General features: G+C 69.9%; 7 protein-coding genes and 1 pseudogene. 3 read left to right on the top strand and 5 right to left on the bottom strand.

Annotation, left to right across the window (positions count from 1 at the left end):
- Nucleotides 1-315, top strand: a pseudogene (locus ACFYOS_RS33820) (hypothetical protein); the annotation flags it as partial.
- 171 nt (nt 316-486) lie between these two features.
- Here ACFYOS_RS33820 and ACFYOS_RS33815 read toward each other — a convergent pair.
- Nucleotides 487-1,308: a TetR/AcrR family transcriptional regulator gene (locus ACFYOS_RS33815; protein ID WP_387150568.1), complete on the bottom strand. Its 822-nt coding sequence runs from the start codon at nt 1,306-1,308 to the stop codon at nt 487-489.
- On the opposite strand from ACFYOS_RS33815, the gene ACFYOS_RS33810 reads away from it, so the two are divergent.
- Nucleotides 1,237-2,367, top strand: coding sequence for an FAD-dependent oxidoreductase (locus ACFYOS_RS33810; RefSeq protein ID WP_387150565.1), 1,131 nt, complete (start codon nt 1,237-1,239; stop codon nt 2,365-2,367). The two genes, ACFYOS_RS33815 and ACFYOS_RS33810, sit on opposite strands and share 72 nt — an antisense overlap.
- An 82-nt stretch (nt 2,368-2,449) precedes the next feature.
- On the opposite strand, the gene ACFYOS_RS33805 is transcribed toward ACFYOS_RS33810, so the two are convergent.
- The 4 genes from ACFYOS_RS33805 to ACFYOS_RS33790 form a co-directional block, all read right to left on the bottom strand.
- Complete coding sequence (locus ACFYOS_RS33805; protein WP_387150562.1) at nt 2,450-3,136, bottom strand: hypothetical protein; 687 nt, start codon at nt 3,134-3,136, stop codon at nt 2,450-2,452.
- Between the two features lie 45 nt (nt 3,137-3,181).
- Complete coding sequence (locus ACFYOS_RS33800) at nt 3,182-3,868, bottom strand: MFS transporter (RefSeq protein WP_387150559.1); 687 nt, start codon at nt 3,866-3,868, stop codon at nt 3,182-3,184.
- Entirely contained in the window at nt 3,865-5,052 is a 1,188-nt protein-coding gene (locus tag ACFYOS_RS33795) for an MFS transporter (protein ID WP_387150557.1), read from the bottom strand. Before ACFYOS_RS33795 ends, ACFYOS_RS33800 begins: the two co-directional genes overlap by 4 nt.
- Nucleotides 5,053-5,131: 79 nt before the next feature.
- A complete protein-coding gene (locus ACFYOS_RS33790) occupies nt 5,132-5,572 on the bottom strand; it encodes an Rrf2 family transcriptional regulator (RefSeq protein WP_387150554.1) in 441 nt (146 codons plus the stop codon).
- Between the two features lie 186 nt (nt 5,573-5,758).
- On the opposite strand from ACFYOS_RS33790, the gene ACFYOS_RS33785 reads away from it, so the two are divergent.
- Entirely contained in the window at nt 5,759-6,373 is a 615-nt protein-coding gene (locus ACFYOS_RS33785; protein WP_387150551.1) for a TMEM175 family protein, read from the top strand.
- The last annotated feature ends 59 nt before the right edge of the window (nt 6,374-6,432 follow it).

Below are 6,432 nucleotides of genomic sequence, written 5' to 3'. Positions count from 1 at the left end.
CTGTGGCGGCTCTCCGGTGACGACCGCTGGCACGCCGGCGAAGGCATCACGTTCCCTCCGCTCCGCGGACCGTACGACGACAACGCCCCGGACGGTTCTGGGCTGCTCGAGATCCTGCTCGACGACATCGTCGACCGGTACGTCACGTTCGCCGAGGACTACTACGAGATCGAACTAGACGCGACGGAGGTCGAGCACGTCGTCGCGCACCGCCCGCTCACTGACGTCGTTGTGCAGGCCTTGAACCCAGAGATGACTGTTGCCAGACTGAACGAGGACATCGCCGCGATTGGGTATTCGATCGCGGCCGGGTGACGTCAGTCCCGTACCTGGACCGCCTCGGCAGCACGCTGGTCGCTCAACGGCAGTACCGGAAGCTGGAGCACATGACCGATCGGCCACGGCCTGTGACGCGCGATCAGCGGCTACGGATGTCTGATCGAGGTGTATCGGTGTTCGGTCGACCACTGGCCTGCGAGTAGTAGGTCACGTGTGGGGATGGCTGGTGATGCCGTCCAGGATGGTGATCAGGTTGTGGTGGAAGGTTTCCTCGGCGTTGAGGTGGGCGCCGTCGATGACGAGCCGCGCGACGGTGGGGTAGCGGCCTGTTTCGAGCATGCGTGTCAGGTAGGGTCCGAGGGCGGCCTGCCAAGCGGACACGTCGGTGCCGGTTAAACGGGCGGTGCGGCGCTCGGTGATCTCCCTGCGGAGTGCTCCGACGATGAACGCGCTGAGGGCGCCCACAGCTCGCTGGAGATCGTCGATACCGCGCACGCCAGGGGCCTGGCTGAGCGCCGCCGCGGTCGATTCGCCCACGGCGAGCGCGTGAGGTCCTATGTGTGGCCTTGCGCCGAGCAGGTCGGCGAACCACTCATGATCAAGAGCGGCCTCGCGGGTCCGGTGAACGATGGCCAGTACCGTGGCGCGCCATTCGGAGTGCTGGCCGGCCTCGGCAATCTGGGCGTACACGGCGTCGACCATCAGATCGAGCAGTTCGGATCTGTTGACCACGTAGTCGTAGAGCCGCATTGGACCGACACCGAGCTCTTTGGCGATCTTGCGTACCGATAGCCCGTCGAGGCCGTGTGCGTCGGCGATCCGGATCGCCGTGGCGGCGATCTTCGCGCGGCTCAGCGGCACCGACGCCGTCCGCGGCTGAGGCTCGGGCCGTTCCCAGACGGGCAGCGGTGCGCTACCGTACGGCGTATCCATAAGATACAGCGTACGGTAACGGAGATGATGATGCGAATCGCGATCGCCGGCGGTGGCCTCGGCGGCCTGACGCTGGCCCGAATCCTGCACCGGCACGGCATCGGCGCGGTGGTGTACGAACGCGAGGCAAGCCGATCCGCGCGATCACAGGGCGGATCGCTCGACCTGCACCCGGAGTCCGGGCAACGGGCCCTGGCCGATGCGGGCCTCGCCGGCCGATTCCGCTCCGAGGCACGGCCGGAGGGCGAGGAACATCGCATCCTCGACCCGGCCGGACGCACCCTCGTGCACCACAAGCCACAACCCGGCTCATTCTCCGGACGCCCCGAGATCGACCGCAGCGCACTGCGTGATCTTCTGCTCGATTCGCTCCCCGGCGACGCGGTGGCCTGGCAGCACCGGCTCGTCGCGGCGACCCCACGACCCGACGGAGGCTTCGGGCTGACGTTCGATGGCGGCCACAGCGCCGACTGCGACGTCCTCATCGGCGCGGACGGCGCACGCTCGGTCGTCCGGTCGCTGCTGACCGACGTGACACTGTCCTCCGTGGCCACCTTGGCCGAGCTCAGCATCAGCGACGTCGACCGGCGCCACCCGAATCTCGCCGATCTGGTCGGCCCCGGAAACCTGTGGTGCATCGGCGTGAACCAGATCCTGGCAGCACAACGCCTCGGCGACGGCAGCATCCGAGTCGGGATCTCCCTACGCGCGGACGGTCGCCACATAGACACCTACCGCAGCAAGCGCGCTCTGCTGGACATGTTCGATGGCTGGGACCCCAGCCTCACCGCACTCATCGAAGCCGGCGACAGCCCGCCGACCCCACGCACGATCGAGGCGATGCCCACCGGTACACGCTGGGCCCACCAGCCGGGCATCACCCTCATCGGTGACGCCGCGCACCTCATGCCGCCGGTCGGCGAGGGCGCCAACCAAGCCATGCTCGACGCCGCCGAACTCGCCGCCGAACTCGCCACCAACCCCGCCGACCCCGACTCGGCGATTCAGACGTACGAGGAGGCGATGTTCATCAGAACCCACCCGATCGCCGAAATGTCCGCACGAGTCCAGGCAATGATGCTGTCCCCCACCGCAGCCGACGACATAATCCGCTTCTTCACGCCACGGCCCACCGAGCCGGCACCGGCAGACTGACAACACGCGACGCAGCCGGCCTCGCCCTTGTAGACGCTCTCGCGCTTGACACGATCGCGGATGAGCTTGATCAACCGAGACGTCAGTGGGCACTGGCGCCTGCGGGTACGGGCTGCACCGCCGACCGGGTCAGGAGCACGCCCACTCCCGCGGTCAGTAGGCTCAGCCCGGTGCCCAGGCCCCACGCCAGCCGGAAGTGGTTGACCGAACCGGCATCCACCCGCGTGCCCAGGATCGTCACGAGCAATGACACGCCGACCGTCGAGGAGATCTGCCGCAGCGAATTGACCAGCGCGGAGCCCGTGGTCGCGCGGGTGTCGGGCAGCGACTGCACCCCGGCCGCGACGAGGGTACCCAGGGCCAGGCCTACCCCGCTACCGGTCAGCACGATGCTGGGCAGCAGGTCACGAAGGTAGTCGGGGGTGGCCGAAACCAGGACCGTACGCCAGAGCAGGCCGGCCGCGTACAGCACGCCCCCGGCCGCGACCAGTGGACCATGGCCGAAGCGCCGGGCCGCCCGCGCCGTCGCAACGGCCACGATAGGCACCAGCGCCGGGCCGGGTACCAGGGCGAGGCCGGTGTGCAGCGCGCTCCATCGCCATACGTCTTGACACCAGAGCACGTTGGACAGCAGCACGATGGCGAACGCCGAGCCGAAGATGAACGTTCCGGCGCCGGCCACCCCGAACCGGGGCAGCCGCAGCAGATGCAGTTCAAGCAGCGGAGTGTGGTGGCGCGCCGAGCGCCATCCGAACCACACCGCCGTCACGAGGGCAACGGCGAGTAGGGCGAACGTACGCGTGGATGACCATCCTCAGGTCGGTGCCTGCACCAGCGCACCGCACAGCGCCGCGGCGGCGGCCGTGATCAGCACCGCACCCCACGGGTCGGGCAGCCGGCCGGCCTCGCGCGCAACCGGCTTCGGCAGCGCGACAAGGCCGGCGGCCAGGGTGAGCACTCCGATCGGCAGGTTCACCACGAAGACCCAGCGCCAGTCCACCTGTACCAGCAGCCCACCAAGCACCGGGCCGGCCGCCGCGGCAAGCCCACCGACCGCCGCCCAGCCGCGGGTGGCCTGGGTGCGCCGCTCGGCCGGTACCAAGGCCAGCAGCAGTGCCAGCGAAGTCGGCAGCTGGGCAGCGGCGCCGATGGCCTGCATCACCCGGGCCAGCACCAGCACCCACAGCGTCGGAGCCAGCGCGCATCCGACCGAGGCGAGCGTGAACATCACCACGCCGGCCAGGAACACCGGCCGCTTGCCGACCCGGTCGCCGAGCCGGCCGATCACCACCAGCAGGGCGGCGAGCGTGATGGCGTACGCGTTGAGCACCCAGGACAGGTCGCCGAGCGTGGCCGGGTGCCCTGGGCGGGAAAAGCTGGCGCCCATCGCGGGCAGCGCCACGTTCACGATCCAGAGGTCAAGGTTGGTCATGAACACCGCGAGCACCACGACGACGGCCGCGATACGAGAGCGGTTTGATTTTCCAACTGCCGAGATCATGCCGTACCCGCCTCGGCCGCCGCGCGGTCCCGCTCCGGCCGCCCGCCGCGGGCGGACCTGATCGGCACCGCGGTGGCAAGCAGCGCGGCGGCCAGGAACCCGGCGCCCACCGAGGCGAGCCAGCCGGCGCCCAGCACGCTGATGACCGCCGCGCCGATCAGCCCGGAGGCGGACACCGCGAGGTAGACCGCCGAGGAGTTGAGCCCGATGAGGATCGGTGCCGCGGCCGGTGCGGTGGACACCAACCGGTGCTGCTGGGCGACCAGCAGGCCCCAACCGGATAGGCCCCAGACCACCAGGGCGGCCAGCGCGCCCGGCAGCGTGCCGGAGGTCCAGCGCAGCGTGGCGAAGTCCACCAGCGCCACGACAAGCGCGACCGGGATCACCCGGTGGCTGCCCAACCGGTCTACCAGGTGCCCGGCGCCCAGGTTGCCGGCCGTCGCGGCCAGCCCCCACACGAGCAGCAGGGTGGCCAGGGTGCGGCCGTTGCCGCCGGTGGCGCCGTGGAAGACCAACGCGATGTAGCTGTACACGGTGAACAGGCCGGCGTACCCGAGCAGCGTGGTGGCCAGGGTCGCGGACACCCGCGGGTTGCGGACCGGGGCGAGCCGGGCGCGCAGCCCGACCGCGGGCGGGGTCGGCACCGGTGGCAGCAGGGTGGCTACCCCGGCGGCGGCCAGCAGGCCGAGCGCCGCCACGCCCAGCATGGTGATACGCCAGCTAGTCAGCGCGGCCAATGCGGTACCCAGCGGCGCGCCGAGCGCTGTGGCGGCGGTCAGCCCGGCCAGCACCACGGCCAGTGCTCGGCCGCGCTGCGCGGCCGGGACTAGGCCGGCGGCCACGCCGCCGGAGACCGGGACGATCATCGCGCCGCCCAGTCCGGCGACCGCGCGGGCGGCGAGGACCGCCGGATACGCCGGCAGCAGCGCGGAGCCGACGGTACCGGCGATGAACACCGCCAGCCCGACCAACAGCACGGTCCGCCGGGGCCAGTGCGCGGTAGCGGCCGCCATCACCGGGGAGAGCAGGGCGTAGGCCAGAGCGTATGCGGTGATCAGCTGCCCGGCCGCCGCGGTGCCCACGTGCAGGGAGGCGGACACGTCGGGCAGCACGCCGGCGATGACGAAGCTGTCGGTACCCACCGCGAAGGCGGCGAGCGAGAGCACGAGCAGGCGGCGGTACATGGCCTTCCTTCATCTTTATCGTAACTGATGTGGTTACGTCTGTGGGCATGGTGCGGGCATGGGTACCGGGTGTGCGGGGTCAGGAGGCGGCGTGCTGCCGCAGCGTGTCGGCGAGCAGGTCCTCGATGGTGGTACCGGCCAACTGCCGCGTGAGTGCGTCCTCGGCGGCCCGGTACAGCGGGGCCAGGGCCGGGCGGATGCCGTGGCCGACCGGGCAGTCCGGGTTGGGCTCCCCGCGGTGCATCGGGAACAACGGCTGGTCGGCCATGGCCTGATACACCTGGGCCAGGGTGATCTCCGCCGCCGGGCGGGCCAGCCGCCAGCCCGCACCGGAACCGCGCTGCGAACTCACCAGCCCGGCCTCACGCAGCGGTCCGAGCACCCGGCGCAGGAACACCGGGTTGGTGTTCACACTGCCCGCGATCTGTTCCGAGGTGACCAGGTCCCGGCCCCGCCGGGCGACCAGCGCCATCCAGGTCAACACGTGCAGCGCGATCGTGTACCGACTGTTGCCGGTCATGCCACCACCTCCCGTCGCAACCAAGGTAGTTACGACCAACCTGCGCGACAACCGGCTGTGTCGCAGATCATGGCGGAATCTCGGTAGGGCGGCCGCGAGGGCACCGCGCCGCAGCGTCTGGTCTGCTTACCCCAGAGCAGGTCGCGGTTCCCGGCCGCGTGCCGGAGGGAGAAGGGCGGTGGCGCGGTGAGGACCAGTCGGCTGGAGGCCTTCAGTGACGGCGTGCTTGCCATCATCATCACGATCATGGTGCTGGAGCTGAAGGTGCCGCATGGCCACGAGTTCTCCGACCTCATCCACACGACCGGCGTGGGGTTGCTGACCTATCTCCTCAGCTTCGTCTACGTGGGCATTTATTGGAACAACCACCACCACATGTTCCATCTGGTACGGCAGATCAGGGGCGGGGTGCTGTGGGCGAACCTGGCGTTGCTGTTCTGCCTCTCCCTGTTCCCGTTCACGACCGCCTGGATGGACGAGTCGAGGTTTGAGCGAACCCCCGTCGTCATCTACGGCCTGAACCTGCTCAGCGCGGGCATCGCGTACTTCGTGCTCCAGAACGTGATCATTCAGCAGCAGGGACCGGAGTCGCCGCTGCGGCGGGCCATCGGCGCCGACGTCAAGGGCAAGGTATCCCCGGTGTTCTACCTCGTCGGGATCTTCAGCGCCCTGCTGATCGACCGGAGCGGGCATGTCGGAGTGGGGATTGCCCTGGCGTGCTTCGTCGGCGCGGCGATCCTGTGGGTCGTCCCCGACAGGCGCATCGACCGGGTGATCCGCGAGCACGAGGCCCAGGGCTGAGCGGCGCGACGGCGCCGGTTACGTAAAGACGGCGGTAACCCGAGCACGGCTGGTGGACA

This window comes from Micromonospora sp. NPDC005806 (assembly GCF_042871425.1).
Lineage (GTDB): Bacteria > Actinomycetota > Actinomycetes > Mycobacteriales > Micromonosporaceae > Micromonospora.
Note: the sequence above shows the minus strand (reverse complement) of the source record. Positions and strands in the feature narration are given on the sequence as shown.